This is a genomic window from Roseibium sp. (assembly GCF_039982295.1).
GTDB lineage: Bacteria > Pseudomonadota > Alphaproteobacteria > Rhizobiales > Stappiaceae > Roseibium.
Map to the genome: position 1 here is coordinate 71700 of NZ_JBDWYP010000084.1, position 20633 is coordinate 92332.

The window sequence follows — 20633 nt, forward strand, 5'->3', positions numbered from 1 at the left end:
CCTCATTGTTTTGACATCTGAAACGATGCAGCACGATTCCATGGTCGCTGCGCGTTAGCAACAGTTCCGTAAGGAAATCTTCCACAACTTAAGCGTCGATAACGAAAATAATGCACTGCAATATTACAGATCGGAAAATAATTTCGATCATACGGGTGCTATCGGAAATATTACCCGATCAATTCAACCGCGACACAACCTTAGCGGCACATACGGACCTTGCCGCTGTAGGCCAGATAGGTTCCGGTTCTCGGATTGAAGGATTTGTATTTGCGAGCGCAATAGGCAATCCACTCAGGTGTGAACGGCGCAGCGCCGTAGCGCACCGGCGGCGCGTAAACCGGCGCCCGGTAGCGCGGACGCGGGGCGACATAGACCCTGGAGGGATAGGCATAACGGCGCGGAGCATAATAGACCGGACCGCCATAGTAGCGCGGGGCGGCCAGCGTCGACCCGACGATGGCGCCAGCAGCCAGACCGATCACGCCCGCGACTGCAGCGCCATTTCCGACATAAAACCCGCCGTGATAGCCGCGATGATGGTGATGTCGACCACCGGCATCGGCCGTCTGAATGGCCGTCAACATGAGGCCTGCGCTGGCGATCGCCGCCACAAAAGCAGCCTTCACGCGCATGAATTTTGGTGCGACTTTCCCTGACTCTAACTGCCGTGTCATTCGCTCACTCCCGCGGTTCGCCCCCGAACCCCGCTGCCGCTTCCTCGAGCGCAGATTGCCATCTTAACTGAAAATCGTGCCAAAATCTGGATCACTTACGATCAAAAAGGCTTGCAACTGGCGAGCGGATCGTTTTCCTGTCGCAAACTCATACCCTGCCCGCACCCGGCCCCGCCCGGACGGCACATCACAAGACAGTCAAAGATCCATAATGGCCCCACCGCTTCTGATCCTGCGCGACATTCACCTGACCTTCGGCGGCACACCGCTTTTGACCGGCGCCGAGCTGTCGGTGTCCGAGGGCGAACGCATCTGTCTCGTGGGCCGCAACGGGTCGGGCAAGTCGACACTGCTGAAGATCGCAGCCGGCATTGTTGAAGCCGACAGTGGCGAACGCTTCTTTCAGCCGGGCCGCACAATCCGCTACCTGCCGCAGGAGCCGGACCTCAGCGCCTATGCAACGACCCTTGACTATGTGAACGAGGGCCTGACCGCAGGCGATGACCCTTACCGGGCCCAATACCTCCTCGACGTTCTCGGGCTGACCGGCAAGGAAAAACCGTCGAACCTTTCGGGCGGCGAGGCACGCCGGGCAGCCCTGGCCCGCACCCTCGCGCCGGAACCCGATATTCTTCTGCTCGACGAACCGACGAACCATCTGGACCTTCCCGCGATCGAGTGGCTTGAAAGCGAGCTGAAAAGCCTGAAGTCCGCCATGGTCATCATTTCGCACGACAGGCGTTTTCTGGAAAACCTGTCACGGGCAACGGTCTGGATCGACAGGGGCACGGCGCGGCGCATGGATCAGGGCTTCGGCAAGTTCGAGGCCTGGCGCGACGAGGTGCTGGAACAGGAAGAGCAGGACCAGCACAAGCTTGCCCAGAAGATCAAGCGTGAAGAGCACTGGATGACCTATGGGGTCACGGCCCGGCGCAAGCGCAACATGCGCCGGGTGCGCGAACTGGCGGACCTGCGCAAGCAGAAGCGTGAGCACCGCGGGCCGCAAGGCACAGCCAAGCTGGCGGCCACCGAAGCCGAGGTCTCCGGCAAGCTGGTGATCGAGGCCAAGCATGTTGCCAAGACTTATGGCGATCGATCCATCGTCACCGACTTCTCGACCCGTATCCAGCGCGGCGATCGCATCGGTCTGGTGGGGGCAAACGGCGCCGGCAAGACGACGCTGCTCAAGATGCTGACCGGAGAGCTTGCGCCCGATACCGGTACCATCAAGCTGGGCACGAACCTTGAGATGGTGACCCTCGACCAGAAGCGCGAGAACCTTGACCCCAATGACACGCTGTCCTCCGTCCTGACCGGCGGGCGCGGCGACACGGTGGTGATCGGCGACGAAACCAAGCACGTCATCGGCTACATGAAGGATTTCCTGTTCTCCCCGGAACAGGCAAGGACACCGGTCGGCGTGCTTTCGGGGGGCGAGCGCGCCCGAGTGATGCTGGCCAGGGCTCTGGCCAACCGGTCCAACCTGATGGTGCTCGATGAGCCGACCAACGATCTCGACCTTGAGACCCTCGACCTCCTGCAGGAACTCCTGGCTGATTATCCAGGCACAGCCCTGATCGTCTCGCATGATCGTGACTTCCTCGACCGGGTTGCGACCTCGACCATCATCTCTGAAGGCGACGGCCTTTGGCGCGAGTATGCCGGTGGCTATTCCGACATGCTGGCACAGCGCGGTGAAGGCGTGACCGCCCGCAAGACCGAGAAGGCTGCCAAGCAGGCGGCGTTGAAACAGAAGGACGGACTGCCGGGCGAAAAGCCAGCGGCCAAGCCTGCTGCGAAGTCAAAGCTCTCTTTCACGCAGCAGCACCTTTTGAAGACCCTGCCAGACACGATCGCAAAACTTGAAGCAAAACTTGAGCAGCTTCAGCTGGACATGAACGACCCGCAGCTTTACGCGAAAAATCCGGATAAGTTTGCCAAGATCTCCGCGCAAATATCTGATCTCGCCACAGAGAAAGACGCAGCCGAAGAACAGTGGCTCGAGCTGGAGATGCTGAACGAGGGGTGAGCGGCCCCTTCCTTCCGGGAACTCTTGCGCAGTCCTCACGTTCTCCTTCACCAAGACAAGGAGACGAGCCATGCACAAGACGACCCTGCTTGCGTGCGATCCGGTGACCCATGACGTCAAGCGCTTCCGCTTCAAACGACCGGCGGAATTCGATTATCAGGTGGGCGATGCCACCGAACTGGCGCTCGACATGGAGGGATGGCGCGACGAAAAACGCCCCTTCACCATGACCTCCGGACCGGATGACGCTGCGCTCGAATTCACCATCAAGGGCTACCCAGCCCATGATGGCGTGACCACGCGCCTGCACGACCTGAAGGTCGGCGACACGGTTCTGATCGACGCCCCCTTCAAGACCTTCCGCGACGAGGGCAGAGGCGTTTTCATCGCCGGCGGCGCGGGTATCACGCCCTTCCTGGCGATCCTGCGCGACCTGGACCGGAAAGGCCGCTTGGCCGGCTACCACCTGATCTTTGCGAACAGCTGCGCCCACGACATCATCTGCCGGGACGAGCTAGAGGCCATGAGCGGTTTGACCGTCACCCACGTCCTGTCGCAGGAGCGCCAGCCGGGCATGCGTCACGGCCATGTAAATGCCGAGTTGATCCGCTCCGTCGTCGATGATCTCGACCAGCGCTTTTACCTCTGCGGTCCGCCACCCATGATGGATGCGGTCCAGACGGCCTTGTCCGACCTTGGGGTCGAAGCAGACGCGGTTGACCTGAGCGACTGAGTTCTTTCCCGTTCGGCCAGCACCAATCCCGCCGCAGGATGTCTCCCCGGCGTTTTGGCTGTTCTGTTTCCCGTTAGAAACGGGATGGCAGGCGCTCCGGACTTGCCGGGCGGTATTGGGAATGTGGGATGTGCAAGGCCGTCACGCCTGCCCAAGCTTCGTGTCCCAAATGACTGAACGTGCGCCTTTCTCTTTTCTGCGCGCCGGACGTAGAGCGTCCTCCGGTTTGCCAGATACGAGACGCGCCTGAAAGAAGCGGCGTCACTCCCCGCTGCAAACCCAGGCTGCCAGTCACCGGATAGGGGCTGGTCCGTTACACCCGCCCTCATCCTCGAAACCCGGTCCCCGCCACCGCGAACGGACGGTCCGCACTCGGCCCCGTGATGGCAGGAACACCATGGATGATACGACAGGTTCCGAGGGTGAGGATAAGTTTCGGCTAGTCATAGGCTGTGGCTGTGTTTTCAATGCCTTGAGAGGGGCCTATCCCCACCGAAATGAGGGATAAGGTCTGTTCAACGCTCAGCCGTCATTGCAGGACCTGATCCTGCAATCCATGCCGTTTCGTGTCTCCAGATCGAGGTGGTCCTGCGTGGCAAGGTCACGGCATGGATGCCATGGTCAAGCCATGGCATGACGGAGTGTGGGAAGGGGCTTCGTCTTGGCTCTGATGTCACTCGGGAAGAGAGCGCGCGTGGTGGCAGACGCAATTGGCGAAGGCCCTACCACACCCACCGCCGTCATCCTCGGGCGTGTCCCGAGGATCCACTCTTACGGTATCCGTGGCGAACCTTCCTGGATTGCCGGGACAAGCCCGACAATGACGAACGCGGAGGTCTGTTCAGCCGCAAGGCTGCACCATTCTCTCGGCCGTCGTCCCCGCCTTTTGCGGGGATCGATTGGTGCCCGAGGCGCTGGAATCAAAGCAGAGAACGCGCGGCAGTTTCCGGCCTGGTCGCAAACGTCCGGCTGGCAGCTATGTGGCTTGGATCCCCGCACAGGGCGGGGATGACCGTCGGCGGTTCGGGGGGACATGCGGGCATCTGAAACTTCACAATTGTCCACCATACCTCCCCGCCGTCATTGCAGGACCTGATCCTACAATCCATGCCGTTCCAGCACTCCAGATCGAAGTGGTTCTGCGTGGCAAGGTCACGGCATGGATGCCATGGTCAAGCCATGGCATGACGGAGGGGATGAGAGGGTTAGCCTTTGGCTGTTGTGTCATTCAGGGAGAGCTCGTCCTGGAAGGCGCGTTGAACGCGGCCCGGTCACGCCAAACTCTCGACCGTCATCCTCGGGCGTGTCCCGAGGATCCACTCTTACGGTATGCTTGGCGAACCTTGCTGGATTGCCGGGACAAGCCCGACAATGACGAAGGAGAGGGTGTGTTCAGCGGCGCGGGCGCCCCCGTCAGAATGCCCCAAGCGCGAACAATGTTCGTTACACGACCTGGCAGAGCGTATGGATGACCTTGATCTCGTCTGTGAAGTCCTCGTGGCCGGGCAGGTAGCTGCGTGGCCCGCTCTTGTGCAGCACGGTCCAAAGACCGTCCTTCACGAGTCGCTCGAGCAAGGCGCTGAAGTTGCGCGTTTGCCAGAGGTCCGTGCGCTGGGTGAAGGCAATGACGCCGCCGGAGCGGACACAGCGGCACAGATCGCGCAGCAGGGGTTCAGCGTCCTCGATGTAGGTCAGAACACCGACCGAAAGCGCTCCATCAAAGGCCTCATCCTCAAACGGCAGAGGAAGGTTGTTCATGTTGTAGCAGGTGAGCCTGGCATATGTGCCGCGCGCCTTGGCCTGTTTCAGCGACGCTTCGGACAGATCAATGCCATGAATGTCAAAGCGGCCGTGACGCGCAAGCGCCTCTGACACCAACCCGGTGCCGCATCCAACATCCAGGATGGCGGCCCCCGTTGCCAGATGCGGCACGGTCAGAGCGGCCACTTCCTCCGGCGCTGCGTAGTCCCAGGTGGCCAGCGTCTCGTCATAGGACCCCGCCCATTTGTTGTAGTATTCCCCGATGGCTGCAGGGTCGCTCATGCCCTGCTTCAGGGAGACAAAGCCGTCCGGTTCTGAGTTGCTGTCGCTTGTCATGCCAAATCCTCGGGCTGTGTCCTGGGTGTCTCTGGTCGCGCACCAGCCCAAGCGCAGCGAAAAGGCACCGTCTGACATCAGACAGTGTCTTCCAACGCATCAAGGGGCTGAGGCCTCTAGACTAACAGCGCCGAGGGGTCATGCAAGGGCAAGACCGGGCATAATTGGACAAGCGTGGTGCAGCTTGCTCACCGGCCGCAATGGAAACGGCCAGGAAACCCGCCCTCACCTTATGCCGTATGGACGATCTCGCGGGTCTCGCGGAACTTCACATCAGGGTATTTCTCACCAATGTAGCCGACTTCCCAGGCGTTCTTGAACAGAAACACGGGCCGGTCATCGCGGTCATTGGCGATGGACATGCGGTGGGTTTCGATCATTTTTTGCAGCGTTGCCGGGTCGGTCTCGATCCAGCGGGCCGTAGAGACATTGACAGGTTCGAAGCCGATCTCCGCACCATATTCCGCCTTCAAGCGGTCGACCACAACATCGAGCTGCAGAACGCCGACGACGCCGACGATCCAGTTGGATCCAAGGTCCGGCTTGAAGATCTGGACCAAACCTTCCTCGGCAAGATCCTGCAGACCCTGGCGCATCTGCTTGACCTTCATGGTATCGCCCAGACGTACGCGGCGCAGGATTTCAGGCGCAAAGGCCGGCAGACCGGTGACGTGAATGTCCTCGCCCTCGGTGAGCGTGTCACCGACGCGCAGCTGGCCGTGGTTGGGGATCCCGATGACGTCGCCCGGGAAGGCCTCTTCGGCGATCTCACGCTCTTCTGCGAAGAACAGGATCGGAGCCGTGACGGCGATCTGCTTGCCGGCACGCACGTGCTTCAACTTCATGCCCCGCCGGAAGGTGCCGGAGCACAGACGGAAGAAGGCAATGCGGTCCCGGTGCTTGGGATCCATGTTGGCCTGGACCTTGAAAACAAAACCGGTGACCTTGTTTTCGTCAGGCGTGATCGTGCGACCGCCGGTCGCGGACTGGGAATGGGGCGGCGGCGCGAACCTGGCGATGAAGTCGAGCAGCTCCTCGATGCCGTAGTCGCGCAGGGCCGAGCCGAAGAACACGGGCGTCAGATGACCTTCCAGAAAACTCTCGTGATCGAATGCGGCATAGCCTTCCGCGCCGAGCTCAACATTTTCCTCAAGCTCTTCCATGATCCGGTCGAAGGCAAACTCCGTCAGGATCGGATCATCCAGACCGGTAACATCCTTCGTCTGGGTGTAAGGTCCGCCACGCTCGCCGTCGGAGGTGTGAAATTTCTTGGCCTGCCAGTCGTAGACGCCGAAGAAATCCGACCCCATGCCGACCGGCCAGGTCTGGGGCGAGACGTCCAGCGCCAGAGCTTCCTGCACCTCGTCGAGGATCTCCAGCGCGTGGCGGCCCTCGCGGTCAATCTTGTTGACGAAGGTGATGATCGGAATGTCCCGGAGGCGGCAGACCTCGAACAGCTTGCGGGTCTGTGCCTCGATGCCCTTGGCGGCATCGACCACCATGATGGCCGCATCGACGGCCGTCAGCGTGCGGTAGGTGTCTTCGGAAAAGTCTTCGTGGCCCGGCGTGTCGAGCAGGTTGTAGATCACCCCGCCCCGCTCGAAGGTCATGACCGAGGACGACACCGAGATGCCGCGTTCCTGTTCGATCTTCATCCAGTCAGAGCGCGCACGGCGACGCTCGCCACGGGCGCGCACCTGACCGGCAGCCCGGATCGCGCCGCCCGACAGCAGCAGCTTTTCGGTCAGGGTTGTCTTACCGGCATCCGGGTGCGAGATGATCGCAAAGGTGCGGCGGTTTTCGTAGCTGGCGCTCATTCAGGGCTCCTCGGAAAGCCTTGAACCGGGGCGCGGGAAACGGCGCTCGTCGGAGCTTTCACTCCGGGCGCACATTGTCTTCGCCCGCGGTTCGGATTGATGGTTCGTTGGCGCAAGGTCATAGAAGGACAAGGGGAAAAAGGCCAGAAAAGAATGCGATCGCGGCGCAATGCGGCCCGCAACGACATGTGCAATCAGGACATCAGTACTCCGGAAACCTGTCCCGCATCACCTTTTGCTCCTGACGAATGCGGAGGAAGAGAACGAAAAGACAGACCGGCAATACCACGAGCAGGGTGACACAAGCCTGGAGCGCCAGGGCGAAACCGATCAACTCGGGCAGGATGTTGAGGAAATAATTGGGATGGCGGATCAGGTTGAAAAACCGGTTCGTCACCAGCGCGTGGTCTCTTGCGACAATGACCTTGACCGTCCAGAAACGGCCGAGCACCACAATCACCCAGACCAGGGCGCACATGGCAAGGCCATAGAGCGCCATGCCAAGGACGGATACACCCGACAGCGGTGCGGCGCGCCAGAAACCTTCGGTGATGGCTGCCAGGTAAAAGGTGATATGCGTGAGGGCAAGGATCGCGGATGTCCGCGCGCAGTATTCCACCGCGCCTTGCTGTTTCAGACGCTTTTCATTGCGCATGGAGATCGCCAGCGAACCAAGGCGCAAGGCAATGGCCAAAGCGACGAAAGCAATCATGACGCTCGGCATCCAGACCATCCCTACCTGATCCCGTTACCTGACAATTCCGACAAGCAGCACCCGCGCTCCCTACACGTTCACGCCGCAGTTGTCATTTGTCGACGTGATCTGGCGGCACGCCCGGCGACAGCCGCTGGTCCATGAGGTGTTCACCAGAGCGTGACCCCTTGTCTGAATGCGGCGATGGAACTGTCGTCCGCTGATCCCGTTTGCCAGCCAAGATCGCGCACCGGGCCCAGATGCCCCGGTGCGACCGTACAGTCAGGCAAAGACAACCAGGAAGGCAACCACCATGGACGCTCCCACGATTTACGATCATTCCAACTGGGTCCCGGCGCCCTACTCCGATTTTGACCTGCAGCCGATTGCAGGCGAATGGCGCAAGGGCGCGTCCGGCGATATGCGGGCAAATACCAATCCCTTCACCGGTGAAACCCTCCTGGAAATTGCCGGTGCGAATGCCGATGACGTCGACAAGGCCTATGAAGCAGCCGCAGAGGCACAAAAGGCGTGGGCTGCGAAACCCGCCCTGGAGCGTTCCAGCGTGCTTGACCGCGCAGCCGATATCGTCGAGGCCCGCCGACAGGAAATCATCAACTGGCTGGTGACGGAATCGGGCAGCACCGTGATCAAGGCCGTCATGGAAGTCCAGGCGACCATCGGCATCATGCGTGCTTCCGCAACCTTCCCGCAGCGGGCGGAAGGAAAGCTGATCCCGTCAGATATTCCGGGTAAAGAGAGCCGGGTCTACCGAGAGGCGCTTGGCGTCATTGGCGTGATCAGCCCCTGGAACTTTCCGCTCCACCTGAGCATGCGCTCAGTCGCCCCGGCCCTGGCACTCGGCAATGCGGTCGTGCTCAAGCCGGCCAGTGACACGCCGGTAACCGGTGGGCTTCTGCTCGGCAAGATTTTCGAGGAAGCAGGTCTGCCCAAGGCACTTCTGAGCGTCGTGACCGGCCCGAGCCGCGAGATCGGCGACCATTTTGTCGAACACAAGATCCCGCAGCTGATTTCCTTTACAGGTTCGACGCCGGTCGGCCGCAACATTGCCAAGCTGGCAACCGGGGGCGAATGGCTCAAGCGGATTGCGCTGGAACTGGGAGGCAACGGACCGATCGTCGTTCTTGATGATGCGGATATCGAACAGGCCGCGCATGCGACCGTCGTCGGCCGCTTTCTTCACCAGGGCCAGATCTGCATGAGCACCAACCGGGCCATTGTCGACGCGAGCATTCATGATGCTTTCGTGGAAGCCGTCGTCAAACGGACCAGAGCGCTGAAGGTCGGAGATCCGCAGGACCCCGAGACCGTCGTCGGACCGATCATCAACGACAGCCAGGTCAAGAGCGTTCAGGAGGTAATCCGCAAGGCCCGCGAAGACGGTGCCACCGATGTGCTCAGCGGTGAGACCGAAGGCAACGTCGTTCCGCCGCATGTCTTTACGGATGTGCGTCCGGAGTGGTCGATTGCACGGGACGAGAGTTTTGGGCCCGTCCTGCCGATCCTCAAGGCTCGGGACGAGGCACATGCGCTGGAGCTGGCCAATGACACGGAATTCGGCCTGTCGAGCGCCGTCTTCTCGGGCGACCGTGCACGCGGAGTGGCCTTTGCCCGCGGCATTCGCGCCGGCATGACCCATGTGAATGACATCACGGTGGCGGACGAACCGGAAGCGCCCTTCGGCGGAGAGAAGAACTCCGGACTTGGCCGCTTCAACGGCGAATGGGTTCTGGAGGAATTCACCCGCACCCATTGGGTGACGGTCCAGTCGACCCCTCGGGACTATCCGTTCTAAGGCGGGGTCCCGAAGATCCGCAGAGAGAAAACAGCAGACAGGGCCCGGTCGCCCTGTCTGCTGCCACGTCTGTCTTCAGGCTGATCAGGATGCCTTCTTGAAGACCTGATACCACTTGCGGCGCGGCTGAACTTCGGCGCGTTCCAGGATTTCGGCGGCAAACATGGCCGCGTTTTCCCGCGCCTTTTCCAGATTGGTGATGGTCTTGGGGTCTTGCGCCTTCAATCCGCCGCCAAATTCGAACAGGTCACGATAGGCAGCCCGCTCCACGATCGGGGTCATCAGCACGTCAATGCCCTTGACGGAAAGGAACTCCTGCACCGCCTTGAGCGCCCGCGTGGTGACGGCAGCATTGGTGCGGGTCAGCGCCACGCAGTGGCGAATGTCGTGCTTGACCACCTTTTCCAGCTTGGCAATCAGCGACAGGATTTTCGCCCCGCCCCTGGCATCCATGCTGGAGCCCTGGATCGGCACCACGACCAGATCCGAGACGGACAGGGCGTTGGCAACAACGAGGTTCTCTGTCCCCTCCAGATCGACGATGACATAGTCAGCTTTCTCGCCTGCATCCAAGATTTGCTCGGTGATCGAGGCGGGCGTGATCTGGCTGACCACATCGATTTTGGCGGGACGGCCCGGCAGGTCTGCCCAATGCGAAATCCACTTCTGCGGATCGGCATCAAAGATGGTCACGCTTTTCCCACGATCGGCAACTTCCGTTGCCAGCAAAAGGGCCGCGGTGGTCTTGCCCGCTCCACCTTTTGCATTCGCGAAGGAAATCACTGGCATCTTGTCTCTCCTGGTTTCAAACAACCGGTCCTTCTGGTCCGATGTGTTGCTTGGATTGTCTCCAGTTTATGGTTACCAATCCCTTAATCACCGTTGCATAATGCGTTTTGCTTCAATCGCTTAGTCTGTCGAGCGTTTCCAGGCAAAAGCTCCTCGAGAGAATTGACGAGGTTTCTCGGGATCTGCCCAAACCACCCATCCCGGCTCCAAAAGGATCAAGATCCCTGTTGACCCGCATCTGTGGGCGATTGCGAGGCGAGCACGCCCACGTTAGGCTCGTGGAAAATGCACGTGCACCTTGTTCGACACGCCTTGAGGGAACCCCGCAATGTCTCAAAAGACCAGTTTCGGACAGTTGCTTTGCGCCGCTGGCACGGCTCTTTGCCTGGCACTTGCGACCGCCGCCACGCTGAGTGGTGCGACGAGCACAGTCAGTGCCGAGGTGCTTGCGCCTTACAAGGACAAGCTGTTCCGTTACCCAAAGGTGACCGAGACGCTTTTCAACGGCGACTTCACGGTGGTCGAATACTCCAAGCAGAGAGACCTTCGGGACCGGGACAAAGTCGACGAGCGCGAAGTCTTCGGCCACTACGTCTCCTACAAGCCGCGCCGCAGCCAGAAGGACTACACGCTCCAGGCCAATGGCCGCTCGATCCGCTACATGGGCGTCGGCAAGGCCAAGGGCGGCGCCAAGGCGGTCGTCATCTACATTCACGGCCAGGGCGGCAACCGCTTTCAGGGCATGAACGATGTCAGCTTCGGCGGCAACTTCAACCGCATCAAGAACCTGATGGTGCGCAACGGCGGCGCCTATCTGTCGCCCGAGTTTTCCAGCTTTGGTGACAAGGGCACCCAGGACATTGCAGCGCTCATTCAGCAGCAGAAGCAGGTTTCGCCTGGCGCGAAGGTTGTCGTGGCTTGCGGCTCCATGGGCGGCATCATCTGCTGGAACCTTTTGAAGAGCCGGACCTACGCCTCAATGCTCAGCGGCATCATGCTGCTCGGCGCGCCAAAGGATCCCGGCTTCCTCTCCTCGGGTGCGCTCTCACGCCGGGTGCCGGTCTACATGGGTTATGGCAGCGACGACAGTGTCTACAATTGGGAGACACAGGCCAAATTCTTCAAGCAGATCCGTGGGGCCGCGTCGGGCTATCCGATCCGCTTCACCCTGTTTGACACAGGCACCCACGGCACCCCGATCCGGATGACCGACTGGCGGCTGGTGCTGAACTGGATGCTGGCTCGATAACTTCACAAATCAGGACTGCGGCTCCCCGCCACCCTGCTCTTCGCACCTAATACAGCGTCTTTTTGTACGTTGCCTCGAGGTCTTCATCCAACTTGCGCATGTCCCCCTCATTGTCGGGTGCACCGGAAGACTGATCCAAGATCATGTGCATAAGAGACGGCATCTGGCCTCGATCCTGAAAAAGTTCGGGATCCCATAACCGGGACCGCCGAAACGCCTTGGCACAATGCAGGAACACTGTGTCCACCGTGACCACAATCGCCAGCTTGGCATCGCGGCCATTCACACGCATATCTTGAAGGACTTCCGGGTCAGTCGACAGGCTGGCCTGGCCGTTCACACGCAAAGTGTCATCAAATCCGGGTATTATAAAGAATAGGCCAACGCTCGGGTTCGACAGGATATTGACCAAACTGTCGAGACGGTTGTTGCCGGGCCGCTCAGGTATGGCGATCGTATGTTGGTCAAGGATTTTGACAAAGCCGACCGGGTCTCCGCGTGGGCTGACATCAGCCTTTCCCTCGGCTCCTTGGGTGCCGATACACAGAAATGGCGAACGTCCGATAAAAGCTTGCGCATGTTTGTCGAGCGAGGTTTGACACTTCTGAAGAGCCAGCTCGTGCGTGGGGCCAAACAAACTTCGAAGCGCTTGCTCGTCTGTGACCGTGAATTCCGGCTTGATTTCGAATTCCGTCATGCTCTCCCCCTTCCCCGAAAGTAACGCTGGCGACGTTGCTGCACTCGCACATCCCGGTTTCTTATCGGCTCTGTTCAGGCCCTCGAGCCAGCGGACCCAGGATTCTCGACGCTCAGCTGCAATCAGTCGTGCTGCAGCACTTGAAAAAGGTCAGTCACCCATATTTGAGGTACGCACCTCATCTATTGATAAACTGTCAATGTTCAGCGAAACGCTGGGCGTTCATTCTACGCCTCTACCCATTAGGCTTTCTCCTATCCGTAGCACTACCGACCCTGCAAAAAGACTTCAGACCTTCATAAAGACAATATTGCAGCGCAATATAACTCCTGGAAAGACCTTCGGCGCCGCCGGAGGGAAGCCGGGAGCTGCCGATGTTCGATCTGACCGGCCAGAAAGCCCTCGTTGTGGGTGTGGCCAATGACCAATCCATCGCCTGGGGCTGTGCCAAAGCGCTGAAGGCACAGGGCGCTGAGATCATCGCGCCTTTGGACGTGCGCAGCGAGGCCGATGCCGACGCGCTCTTTGGCCAAATCACGGAACGGTGGGGCAAGCTCGACACGCTGGTGCATTCCATTGCCTTCTCCCTGAAGGATGATCTGCATGGCCGTGTCGTCGATTGCTCAGCCGAAGGCTTTGGCCTTGCCATGGACATTTCAGTGCATTCGTTCCTGCGGCTGATCCGGCGCGCCGAGCCCCTGATGCCAAATGGCGGCACCTGCATGACCGTCTCCTTCATGGGCGCACAAAGGGTTGTCGAGCATTACAACATCATGGGCCCGGTGAAAGCCGCTCTCGAGGCGGCGACGCGCTATGCAGCGGCGGAACTGGGGCCGAAAGGCATTTCCGTGCACGCGCTGTCGCCCGGCCCGCTTCAGACCCGCGCGGCCTCCGGCATCGATGCGTTTGACACTCTGTTGAATGACGCAGCTGAGCGCGCGCCCACCCATCACCTAGCCACTATCGAGGACGTCGGTGCCTATGCCGCGTTCCTTGCCAGCCGCGAGGCAGCAAATGTGACCGGCGGGATCCATCCCATCGACGGCGGTTACAGCATCATCGGATAAGAGGAAGACCAAGATGAAGGACATCTTCGACGCCCTGCAAGCAGGCCAGAACGAACTTCTAAAACGGCTTACCGATGCCACGGCCTGGTCGCCCAGCGACCGGATGACCGCCTATCAGGCACAGTTCTCCGAGATATCGGCCACGAGCGAGATGATGCTCCGCGGCCTGTCCAAGCATCTGGACAACATTTCCGCGACCCATGGCGCACGGACCCGCAAGAGTTTCGCCCAGATGACCGAGGTCACGCAGTCGTTCAACGACAAGCCGGAAGCCGGCGGGCTGTTCGATGCCTGGCAGACTTACCTCACCGACAGCGCCCAGCGCATGGTCCTGACCCTCGACACCCTGCGGCGGCGCGGCGACAACTTCATCGAACATGAAGAAGCAGATTGCCCCCCTGTCCTCATCTACGACTATGAGGTGACCGTCGACGGCAAGGACCTGCCGCGTCCCTGCAACTACATGCTGTTGAAGATCCTTCCGCCGGAAGGCGTCGAGGTCAAATCCTGGAAGCGCCCCTACATCATTATCGACCCTCGTGCCGGCCATGGCGCAGGAATCGGAGGGTTCAAGCCGGACAGCCAGGTCGGGGTTGCCATGCACGACGGCCACCCTGTCTATTTCGTCAGCTTCCGACGGATGCCGGAAAAAGGCCAGACACTGGCCGATGTCACGCGCGCGGAAGCGGCCTTTGTGCGCAAGGTCATGGAACTGCATCCGGACGCTGCGCACCCGATCATCACCGGCAATTGCCAGGGCGGCTGGGCGACCTTGCTGCTGGCGGCCATGAACCCGGACCTGACCGGCCCGATCCTGCTCAATGGCGCTCCGGTCCAGACCTGGGCGGGCCGGGTTGGCGAAAACCCGATGCGCTACAATGGTGGCATCCTGGGCGGCACGAGCAACGCAATGTTCTACTCCGATCTCGGCCACGGGGTCTTTGATGGCGCGGACATCGTGCAGAATTTCGAAATGCTGAACCCGTCGCGGAATTTCTTCGGCAAGTATTTCGACCTCTACGCAAAGGCAGACACGGAACCGGAACGTTTCCTGGAGTTCGAACGCTGGTGGGGCGGATACTTCCTACTCAACGAAGCGGAAATGCGCTGGATCGTCGAACAATTGTTCGTCGGCAACCGGCTTTCCAAGAACGAGGCGAACCTGGAAACCGGGCGCCATGTGGACCTCAAGGCCATCCGTTCCCCGATCATCGTCTTTGCCAGCCACGGCGACAACATCACCCCGCCGCAACAGGCCCTGAACTGGATCATCGACACCTATACGGACGAGCGCGAAATCGCGATCCGCGGGCAGCGCATTGTCTACATGGTGCACGAACAGGTCGGGCATCTGGGCATCTTTGTCTCCTCCAAGATCGCCCGCAAGGAGCATACGGAAGTCACCTCCACGCTGAAGACAATCGAGGCGCTGGCACCTGGTCTCTACGAGATGAAGATCGATGACTTCGAAGGCCCGCTGGCGGAGCGCACGTTCACGGTCAGTTTCCACGAACGCAAGATGGAAGACATTGCCGAGCTGGACGATGGCCGCGCCGACGAGGTGCCCTTTGCAGCTGTTGCGCGTCACTCGGAACATCAGGCAGAGATCTATGACGTGGCCGTGCGCCCCTTCGTTCAGGCCTTCGTCACCGAGCAAAGCGCTGACTTCCGGCGCCGAACCCATCCCTTGCGCATGCAGCGAGCCTTGTTCTCCAGCCAGAACCCGGTCGTGGCCCCGCTTGCCGATCTTGCCGAAAGAACCCGTGCCGCGCGCCAGCCTGCGGAAGCAGACAATCCCTTCGTGCAGGCAGAGCGCATCGGAGCGGAGTTGTTCGAACAGTCTCTCGACATGTTCCGGGATCTTCGCGACACGGCCTATGAAATGAGCTTCTACAGCCTTTGGGGAACGCCCTATGCGCGCTGGTTCGGACGGACACACCAGCCAGGCAGAACCCTGAAGGACAAGGACGAACTCAAAACGTTGCCCGCCGTTCGTCTCGCGCTCCGCCATATCGAGCAGGGCGGCTTCTGTGAAGCGGTGATCCGCATGTTGATCCTTCTGGCGGATTCGCGTGGCAGTGTCCGCCGCGACCGCCTCGAGCGCTCGGCCAGAGTGCTGACCAAGGATGAGCCGTTCAAGTCGCTGACCGTCGACGAACGCTCGCTGATCCTTCACGAACAGAACCTGGTCATAGAGTTCTCGCCGGAGGACGCAATCACCACCTTGCCGAAGCTGCTCAAGACCGAGGAAGAGCGAAGGCTGGCCGCAGAGGTGGTGCAATATGTACCCGGAGCCATCGACGAAATGGCCCCGCATACGCTGGACATGCTGCAACGGTTCCGCGAGGTTCTCGATCTGCCGCCCCTGACCGAAGACATCACCGAAGACCCGCTTGCTGTCAAAGGCCTGATCGATGCCTCACCTGACAATGATGAGCGGGAGTTCTCCGACAAGCCAGCCAAGCCAAAAGCGGTAACAGCGCGGCGCAGGACCAGCACCAAACGCCCTGCGGCACGGAAAACGACGCCGGCTGCTGACTGATTGCAAAACAAAAAGGGCGGCACCTGGCCGCCCTTTTTCAATTCCAGATATGGGCGCCAGCGAGACGCCTCGACGTTTACGGACGATTGCCGGAGCGGTGCGCCCACCCGGTCATGCGCATTTCCAGCCAGGCCATGATCGCATACATGACGATGCCGAGCACAGCGAGGGCGAAGAGCCCGGCCCAGACCAGTGGCACGTTGAACTGCGACTGAGCCGACAGCATCATGTGGCCGATGCCGGAGTTCGCTGCGACCGTCTCGGAAATGACGGATCCGACGAAAGCCAGGGTGATCGCCACCTTCAGAGAGCCGAAGAAATACGGCATCGAGCGGGGGATCCCGACTTTCAGCATGATGTCCATCTTCTTGGCGCCCAGCGCTCTCAGGACGTCCTCCATCTCCGGCTCGATCGTGGCAAGGCCGGTGGCCACATTCACGACAATCGGAAAGAAGGCGATGAGAAAGGCCGTGAGCACGGCAGGTACCGTGCCGATGCCGAACCAGATCACCAGGATCGGTACGACCGCCACTTTCGGCACCGAGTTGAAGCCGATCATCAGCGGATAAAGCCCGGCATAGATGGCCCGGCTCCAGCCGATGGCAAGTCCAAGTGCCAGCCCGCCAACAACGGCCAGCAGGAAGCCGAGCACGGTGGTGAACATGGTCTGGAGCGAGTTTTTCCAGATCGGCGACCAGTATTTGACAATGGCACCCCAGATGTCACTCGGCGCGGGCAGGATATAGACCGGAAACTCGAAGATATGAACCGCCGCTTCCCAAACCACAAAAAGGCCGATTGACCACAGCCAGGGAGCTGCCTTGATCCAGCGTTCGTTGGTCATGCTGCAGCCCTCGCATCAGCTATCTGGCCACGCAATTCGTGGACGATGTCGTTGAAGGCAGCTTCATAGGTCAGATCGATGGGCCTCGGACGGGCAAATTCGACATGACGCTCATTGATCATCTTGCCCGGACGCGCACTCATGACGAAAACACGGTCGGCGAGATACACCGCTTCACGCAGGTCATGGGTCACAAGAACCACGGTGAATTGCTTTTCGCCGTGCAGATCGCGCATCACCTGCCAGAGCTCTTCCCGGGTGAAGGCATCGAGTGCCCCGAACGGTTCGTCGAGCATCAGGAGTGCTGGATCGTGCACCAGAGCCCGGCAAAGATTGGCGCGTTGCTGCATGCCGCCAGACAGCTGCCAGGGAAACTTGTCGCCGAAGCCTTTCAGTCCGACGAGTTCCAGAAGAGCCTCGGCCTTTTCCACGTAGGCCTTCTTTTCAGACTTGAGTTTCGAGCGATGCGGCTGAACGATTTCGAGCGGCAGCATGACGTTCTCTAGCGTCGTGCGCCAGGGCAGCATGGACGGGTTCTGGAAGGCCATGCCAGCAATGGACACGGGGCCGGCAACTTCCTTGTTAGCGACTTCCACGGTTCCAGACTGGGGATTGATCAGCCCCGTCGCCAGCTTCATCAAGGTGGACTTGCCGCAGCCGGATGGTCCGACAACCGCAGCAAATTCGCCCTTCTTGACACTCATGCTGAGCCCGTCGAGGGCCAGCGTTCCATCCGCTTTCCCACCATAGGTCAGCCGGACATCTCTCAGTTCAACAAATCCGGTCACTCAAATGTCCTTATGACGGCTTTGCCGCCTTTTATCGCATTCATCTTGTGTGCCGGACCGGGCACATGGCCCGATCCGGCAAGTCTGTCGATATCCCGACGGGCCGATTACTTGATCATGCGCTCTTCTGCAGGCGGCAGGTAGCTCGGATCAAAGACCTTTGCCGGTGCTGGCGGCGTGTCGCTGACACCCATGGAGATCTTCAGGAACTCCATGGACTTGGCGAGCTTGTCCATGTCGACGCCACCGAAACCGTTGGCCTTGGCCGCCGGAGTTGCGATCGAGCCCTCGACAGCCATCTGAAGACGAGCAGTCTCAAGGTCCTTGTCGAGAACTTCATTGTGCTCAAGCACGAAGGGAACAGCAGCTGCCGGATCCGCGATGGCTTCCAGATATCCCTTTATCAAGGCCTTGATGAAGCCCTTGACCGCATCCGGGTTTTCCTCGGCGAAAGCGGTGTTGACCATGACGACGTTGCCATACATGTCGAGACCGTTTTCAGCCATCAGCAGGGTAACGATCTCGTCGTCGGCAATGCCCTGGGCCTTTAGGTTCAGGACGGAAGAGAAGGAATAGCCGAAGATGGCGTCAACCTTGCCCTGAGCCAGCATCGGCTCGCGCACGGGGAAGCCGACGTTTTCGATGGTGATCTTGGATGTGTCGAGACCCGCTTCCTGGGCGAAGGCCGGCCACTGACCGAAGGCAGCATCGGGCGGGGGAGCACCAAGCGTCTTGCCTTCCAGGGACTTGGGATCATCGGTGATGCCGAGGCTCTTGCGGCCGATAACGGCGAACGGCGGACGCTCGTAGGCCATCATGACAGCCTTGACGCCAAGATCCGGCTGATCGTCCATGAGCTTGATCAGCGCGTTGATGTCACCAAAACCCATCTGGTAGGTTCCGGTCGCAACCCGGGGAATGGATTCACGCGATCCGGCACCGGTGTCGATCGTGACGTTCAGACCTTCGTCAGCGAAATAGCCCTTGTCGAGCGCGATAAAGAAGGGAGCTGCCGGGCCTTCGAATTTCCAGTCCAGAGTGAACTTGATGTCCGTTGCCGCCAGCGCGGAGGTTGCCGACATAGCGATGGCTGCGGCCATGCCCAGAATACGACGCATGAAATTGCCCCTTGGTTGGATTACTGTTGGTTTCAATTTCTGAGAGGCAATTGCTCAAAAAGCAAACACGTTTTCCAGCCGCCCACAAAATCACCATACCACTGCTCATCAATTGAGCAATGCCAATTTAAATGGATATAAGGCCATGAAACCTTGGGGCTTTGATCGAGCCCGTTTTCGCGCATTGACGGAAAATCAGCCTGTAGCTCCGCTATTTTTTGACCACGCAGCCAAAAATTGAAGCAGACAGCAGGCCGCATGCTGCCTAATCAGCCGAAGGTCTGCTCCATTTCCCTGCGAAACAGATAGGCCGGGTCGTCGGCGTCCAGCGCAACATCGGCCCAGGTCAGCATCTGCCCCTCTGCCACATCGCGGGTCAAAGCCACCTGACTTGCAAGACCCAGCGGCAGGTAGCCTGCTGCCAGAGATGCCGTCGCCGGGCACTGACGCCCCCAGACGGTAAAGCCGCCCTCGCCGTCGAGCATTTCACCGGCCTTCATCGCCTTCTTGGTGGTTGCCACGACATCTGAATGAAACCCCACGGGAGCACCGGTCGGCTCCCGGCGCAGGGCAGCAGATGCAACGGAGACACCCAGCTCCATTCCGATCATGTGGGTCGGCCGGTAAAGCGCCGCGAACTGCCCGCTGTCATCTTCAAGCATGTGATACTCGGTGAAGCACTGACGGGCGTAGTCGGTCTCGCCCTCAATCACCACATAGGTGCCCATGGCCAGATGATGGGGAACATCCGTGCCATCGCGGTAGAGCGACGAGGTGACTTCCGTCGTGCCGCTGCGGCTCAATGTTCCGCCGTTTTCCCGTGGCTTGCAGACGGAAGACAGCTCGAAGCGCGTCGCCGGCGGAAAGGCCAGGCCATCCTCTTGCGGCGTCAGGCCGGTGGCGTTGCAGACCGCCGTCATCTCGATGCCCGACTTGGTGCCATCCAGAAAGGAATTGAACATCTTGAGGTTGATCTGGTCAGGATGATCAAGAGCCAGATAGGTGCGCAGCGTGTCCCAGACCGTGTCCGGTGTCAGATGATGGTAACCTGGAAGATACCGCGTCCCCTTCCCCGCGCAGACCACCTTGAAACCGCAGGTGCGGGCCCAATCCACGTGTTCGGCGATCAGCGCAGGCTGGTCGCCCCAGGCCAGCGAATAGACGAGGCCGGCTGCATCTGCGTGCTTTGCCAGCAATGGGCCAGCCAGCGCATCGGCCTCGACATTGACCATGACGATATGACGTCCGTGCTGAAACGCGGCCAGGCAGTGGCGAATGCCAGCAGCGGGATCACCGGTCGCATCGATCAGAACGTCCAGGCCGTCGGCTGCGATCAGATCATCAGCACTGTCGGTGATATAGGTCCGGCCGGACTGATAGGCTGCTGCAAAGGACGACGTGTCGGTCTGCTCCTCGGGCCACCCGGCGCGTTTCAAGGTGGTACGCAGGCGCTGGGGATCAAGATCGGCAATGCCAAGGATCTGGATGCCCTTCGTCAGACGCGCCTGAGTCAGATACATGGAGCCGAACTTGCCGCCTCCGATCAGGCCGACGCGAACAGGACGGCCATCCTCGGCCCGACGACCAAGCATGCGTGATAGGTTCATGTGTTATCCTCCCGGGCTCCGGAGGACGGAACCCTATTCCTCCAACCCCATCGAACTCTCAACAAACTT

16 protein-coding genes are annotated in these 20633 nt (G+C 60.1%); 6 read left to right on the top strand and 10 right to left on the bottom strand.

Annotated elements, in window-relative coordinates; all coding sequences use genetic code 11:
- Positions 1-200: 200 nt before the first annotated feature.
- On the bottom strand, positions 201-677 hold the full coding sequence (locus ABJZ52_RS17985) for a BA14K family protein (RefSeq protein ID WP_348192384.1): 477 nt from the start codon (positions 675-677) through the stop codon (positions 201-203).
- 211 nt (positions 678-888) lie between these two features.
- On the opposite strand from ABJZ52_RS17985, the gene ABJZ52_RS17990 reads away from it, so the two are divergent.
- Both ABJZ52_RS17990 and ABJZ52_RS17995 read left to right on the top strand, forming a co-directional pair.
- On the top strand, positions 889-2706 hold the full coding sequence (locus tag ABJZ52_RS17990; RefSeq protein ID WP_348192386.1) for an ATP-binding cassette domain-containing protein: 1818 nt from the start codon (positions 889-891) through the stop codon (positions 2704-2706).
- Between the two features lie 70 nt (positions 2707-2776).
- Complete coding sequence (locus tag ABJZ52_RS17995; protein ID WP_348192389.1) at positions 2777-3439, top strand: FAD-binding oxidoreductase; 663 nt, start codon at positions 2777-2779, stop codon at positions 3437-3439.
- A gap of 1443 nt (positions 3440-4882) precedes the next feature.
- Here ABJZ52_RS17995 and ABJZ52_RS18000 read toward each other — a convergent pair.
- The 3 genes from ABJZ52_RS18000 to ABJZ52_RS18010 form a co-directional block, all read right to left on the bottom strand.
- Positions 4883-5536 (bottom strand): class I SAM-dependent methyltransferase, encoded by a 654-nt coding sequence (locus ABJZ52_RS18000; protein ID WP_348192392.1) that lies wholly within the window; start codon positions 5534-5536, stop codon positions 4883-4885.
- A 230-nt stretch (positions 5537-5766) separates the two neighbouring features.
- Positions 5767-7353 (bottom strand): peptide chain release factor 3, encoded by a 1587-nt coding sequence (locus ABJZ52_RS18005; protein ID WP_348192394.1) that lies wholly within the window; start codon positions 7351-7353, stop codon positions 5767-5769.
- A 202-nt stretch (positions 7354-7555) separates the two neighbouring features.
- Positions 7556-8077: an isoprenylcysteine carboxylmethyltransferase family protein gene (locus ABJZ52_RS18010; protein ID WP_348192397.1), complete on the bottom strand. Its 522-nt coding sequence runs from the start codon at positions 8075-8077 to the stop codon at positions 7556-7558.
- Between the two features lie 283 nt (positions 8078-8360).
- Between ABJZ52_RS18010 and ABJZ52_RS18015 the strand changes: the two genes are divergently transcribed.
- The gene (locus ABJZ52_RS18015) at positions 8361-9863 is read left to right on the top strand and encodes an aldehyde dehydrogenase family protein (RefSeq protein WP_348192400.1); all 1503 of its coding nucleotides are present in this window, start codon (positions 8361-8363) and stop codon (positions 9861-9863) included.
- 84 nt (positions 9864-9947) lie between these two features.
- Here ABJZ52_RS18015 and ABJZ52_RS18020 read toward each other — a convergent pair whose 3' ends face one another.
- Positions 9948-10652 (bottom strand): ParA family protein, encoded by a 705-nt coding sequence (locus ABJZ52_RS18020; protein ID WP_348192403.1) that lies wholly within the window; start codon positions 10650-10652, stop codon positions 9948-9950.
- Between the two features lie 328 nt (positions 10653-10980).
- On the opposite strand from ABJZ52_RS18020, the gene ABJZ52_RS18025 reads away from it, so the two are divergent.
- On the top strand, positions 10981-11901 hold the full coding sequence (locus ABJZ52_RS18025) for an alpha/beta hydrolase (protein WP_348192406.1): 921 nt from the start codon (positions 10981-10983) through the stop codon (positions 11899-11901).
- Between the two features lie 46 nt (positions 11902-11947).
- On the opposite strand, the gene ABJZ52_RS18030 is transcribed toward ABJZ52_RS18025, so the two are convergent.
- Positions 11948-12598: a pyridoxamine 5'-phosphate oxidase family protein gene (locus ABJZ52_RS18030; RefSeq protein ID WP_348192409.1), complete on the bottom strand. Its 651-nt coding sequence runs from the start codon at positions 12596-12598 to the stop codon at positions 11948-11950.
- A gap of 374 nt (positions 12599-12972) precedes the next feature.
- On the opposite strand from ABJZ52_RS18030, the gene ABJZ52_RS18035 reads away from it, so the two are divergent.
- Together ABJZ52_RS18035 and ABJZ52_RS18040 are read left to right on the top strand one after the other, a co-directional pair.
- The gene (locus ABJZ52_RS18035) at positions 12973-13665 is read left to right on the top strand and encodes an SDR family oxidoreductase (protein ID WP_348192412.1); all 693 of its coding nucleotides are present in this window, start codon (positions 12973-12975) and stop codon (positions 13663-13665) included.
- Positions 13666-13678: 13 nt separating this feature from the next.
- Entirely contained in the window at positions 13679-16207 is a 2529-nt protein-coding gene (locus ABJZ52_RS18040; protein ID WP_348192414.1) for a DUF3141 domain-containing protein, read from the top strand.
- Between the two features lie 76 nt (positions 16208-16283).
- Here the strand turns inward: ABJZ52_RS18040 and ABJZ52_RS18045 are convergent, their stop codons facing one another.
- From ABJZ52_RS18045 to ABJZ52_RS18060, 4 genes are all read right to left on the bottom strand, one after another.
- Complete coding sequence (locus ABJZ52_RS18045) at positions 16284-17051, bottom strand: ABC transporter permease (protein WP_153771129.1); 768 nt, start codon at positions 17049-17051, stop codon at positions 16284-16286.
- Positions 17048-17839: an ABC transporter ATP-binding protein gene (locus ABJZ52_RS18050; protein ID WP_348192417.1), complete on the bottom strand. Its 792-nt coding sequence runs from the start codon at positions 17837-17839 to the stop codon at positions 17048-17050. The genes ABJZ52_RS18045 and ABJZ52_RS18050 overlap by 4 nt, the downstream gene beginning before the upstream one ends.
- Positions 17840-17946: 107 nt before the next feature.
- Complete coding sequence (locus ABJZ52_RS18055) at positions 17947-18957, bottom strand: ABC transporter substrate-binding protein (RefSeq protein ID WP_348192419.1); 1011 nt, start codon at positions 18955-18957, stop codon at positions 17947-17949.
- A 269-nt stretch (positions 18958-19226) separates the two neighbouring features.
- On the bottom strand, positions 19227-20564 hold the full coding sequence (locus ABJZ52_RS18060) for a flagellar biosynthesis protein FlgA (RefSeq protein ID WP_348192422.1): 1338 nt from the start codon (positions 20562-20564) through the stop codon (positions 19227-19229).
- Between the last annotated feature and the right edge of the window lie 69 nt (positions 20565-20633).